The 1,443-nt window shown below is 66.4% G+C and carries 1 protein-coding gene; it reads left to right on the top strand.

The annotated features are described in order from the left end of the window. Positions 1-111: 111 nt before the first annotated feature. The gene (locus tag IWX63_RS16580) at positions 112-1,401 is read left to right on the top strand and encodes an ISL3 family transposase (protein WP_199279249.1); all 1,290 of its coding nucleotides are present in this window, start codon (positions 112-114) and stop codon (positions 1,399-1,401) included. Positions 1,402-1,443 lie beyond the last annotated feature (42 nt).

Genomic DNA, 1,443 nt, shown 5'->3' with positions numbered 1-1,443 from the left:
GGCTCTTCACGGTTGGTGGGGAAGCGGTCTCGTGTCGTAGATAGCAAGAAGCTCGTGGCCCTGCTGAGATGAGTGTGTCTAAGCATTCATCTTGAACAGGAACCACGAGCCTTGAGTAAGCCTACGTTGGCGGCTGTTGACGCTGCCACTTTGATCTTCGATCTGCCCGGATACCGGGTCCTGGACGCTGTTCCGCTGGCCTTCGGGCAGCGCCGGGTCACGGTCGAGTCCACGGACCCGCCGGGCTGCCCAGGCTGCGGTGTGATCGCCTCGAGGTCGAAGGAACGCCGCCTCCAACGCGTCCGTGACATCCCGGTCGCTGGTCCCGTGGAGGTGGTGTGGGCGAAGCGGCGTTGGTTCTGCGACGAGCCGCAGTGCGGCAGGAAGTCCTTCACGGAAGCGACCGTGCAGGTGCCCCGGTTCGCCCGGTCCACCCGCCGCCTGAGCGAGCATGTGGTTTCCGCGGTGATCACCTCCGGGCGGGCGGTCTCCGAAACCGCGGCATCATTCGGGGTCTCGTGGTGGCTGGTCCAGGACGCGGTGAATAGGGCGGCCCTGAGGCTGCCGGACGTCGACGCGATGGCGCCGCGGATGCTGGGTATCGATGAGCACCGGTACCGGTCCGTGCGCTTCTTCCAGGACCCGACCACGAAGACCTGGACCCGGTACGAGCCCTGGATGTCGACGATCGTGGACCTGGACACCGGGCAGATCCTGGGCATCGTCGACGGGCGTGACAGCGCCGGTGTCGGAGACTGGCTCAAGGCCCGGCCCCTGGCGTGGCGGCTCGGCGTGCAGGTCGTGGCCATCGACCCGTCCGCGGCCTTCCGGAAAGCCCTGCGGATGTGGTTGCCGCGCACCGCGGTGTCCGTCGATGCGTTCCATCTGAGCATGCTCGGCAACGCGATGCTCACCGAGGTCCGCCAGCGTCTGACCCAGGAAGCGAAGGGCCGGCGTGGCCGGTCCGTGGACCCGGTGTGGGCGAATCGGCGCCTGCTGCTCAAGGGTGCAGAGAAGCTCTCCGACCGGGCACGGAACCGGCTCGAGGTGGTGTTCGCCGTCGATGATCCCACCGGCCGGCTCGAAGCGGCGTGGCAGGTCAAGGAACAACTCAGGGTCCTGCTGCGCACCGGGTCCCTGGCCGACGCGGCCGCTGCACGAACCGAGCTTGAAAGGCTCGTAAATATTGCCGGTCAGCCCGAAACGAACCGGCTCTACCGCACCGTGTGCCGGTGGTGGGCCGAGATCGAGGTGCTTATCACCACCGGTGCGACGACCGCGAAAGTCGAGGCGAACAACACCGCGATCAAGCACATCAAACGCACCGGACGCGGCTACCGCAACGCCGACAATTATCGATCCCGTATCCTGCTTACCAGTGCCACCCGGACGGCGGCATGACACTCACCTCAGCACGCCATTCCCCACGAACCGTGAAGAGCC

Origin of the sequence: Arthrobacter sp. CAN_A2 (genome assembly GCF_015752045.1) — a bacterium.
Taxonomy (GTDB): Bacteria; Actinomycetota; Actinomycetes; order Actinomycetales; family Micrococcaceae; genus Arthrobacter_D.
The sequence above is the reverse complement of the archived record's forward strand: the minus strand, read 5'-3'. Positions and strand labels throughout refer to the sequence as shown.